Source organism: Psychrobacter sp. 1Y4, assembly GCF_051847555.1.
The window spans coordinates 1-1,255 of sequence record NZ_JBPYDE010000086.1 but is presented as its reverse complement, the minus strand read 5'-3'; the positions used below and the strand labels follow the sequence as shown (position 1 = coordinate 1,255).

Below are 1,255 nucleotides of genomic sequence, written 5' to 3'. Positions count from 1 at the left end.
AAATGCGCGAAGTACAAATTTTTGCGTTTAGTACGTCGAGCTCAAACGCGACCATTCCTATTACCTTGCGTACCGTTACCAAACGTATGGGTGTGAATAATTCCGTTGCTTCGTTTACCGTTCCTTTTGGTGCCACCATCAACATGGATGGTACAGCCATCATGCAAGGGACAGCGACCATTTTTATTGCCAATATTTATGGTATTGATTTGGGCGTAACCGAATATCTAACCGTTATCTTGATGTCAGTACTGGCCTCTGTCGGTACGGCTGGTGTGCCTGGTGTCGGCTTGATTATGCTGTCGATGGTATTTGCCCAAGTTGGCTTACCAATCGAAGGTATTGGTCTGATCTTGGGTGTGGATCGTATCCTAGACATGCTACGTACTGCCGTGAACGTTGGTGGTGATGCAGCAGTGACCGCTATCGTGGCAAAATCAGAAGGCAAAATGGATCTTGCTATTTATAACGATCCTAATGCTGGTGCCAAAGACGTGTTTGACGGTCATATCGATGAAGACAATGAGCGTGAATTCTCTAAAGTCATGAATGATGGCATCATGGGTAGTGAATACGATGACGTTGATCGTCGCCACTAACCATCTCTGCTAGATAGACCTTCATAAAATAAAAAACCTCAGTCACCTATGCACATGGACTGAGGTTTTTTTTGAGGTAGATCATGAGTGTGGTTACTCTCATTAGCCAAAAACGTATTTGGTCAACATTGCCAAACACACCAGTACAATCATCGGACGAATCAGCTTACTACCGCCTTTGACGACCATATGTGAACCAAAATAGGCGCCGATGGTTTGTCCCACCATCATTGCTAACCCCACTTTCCACAGTACATTGCCACCTAAGATAAAGAATATCAACGAGCCAATATTGGTCGATAGGTTCAACACTTTGGCGGTGCCTGTCGCTTCAATAATCTGACGACCACGCAATGCCACATTGCCCAGCGCAAAAAACATCCCTGTACCGGGACCAATATACCCATCATAAAAACCAATCAAAGGTGCCACCCCTTTTTGCCATTTACCCTCTGATATGCGGGGAGCCGCCTCTACCTCACCAAGCCTAGGGGCAAATAAGGTATAAATACCGATAGCGGCAATCAAAAAAGGAATCAGTTTTTCGAGCAAATCAGGTGGTGACATCTGCACCGCAATAGTACCCAAGACTGATCCGATAAACGCGGCAGTAATAGCCACTTTAATACGCTGCGGTTTGACGACGCCCTTTTTTA

Annotated in this window: 2 protein-coding genes; one reads left to right on the top strand and one right to left on the bottom strand. The window is 45.4% G+C overall.

Going from position 1 to position 1,255, the window contains the following annotated elements:
• Positions 1 to 599: dicarboxylate/amino acid:cation symporter (locus ACS8FC_RS14360; protein ID WP_439297258.1), on the top strand; the 599-nt coding region annotated here is incomplete at its 5' end.
• A 102-nt stretch (positions 600 to 701) separates the two neighbouring features.
• On the opposite strand, the gene ACS8FC_RS14355 is transcribed toward ACS8FC_RS14360, so the two are convergent.
• On the bottom strand, positions 702 to 1,255 hold a 554-nt coding region (locus ACS8FC_RS14355; RefSeq protein ID WP_439297257.1), incomplete at its 5' end, for a TSUP family transporter.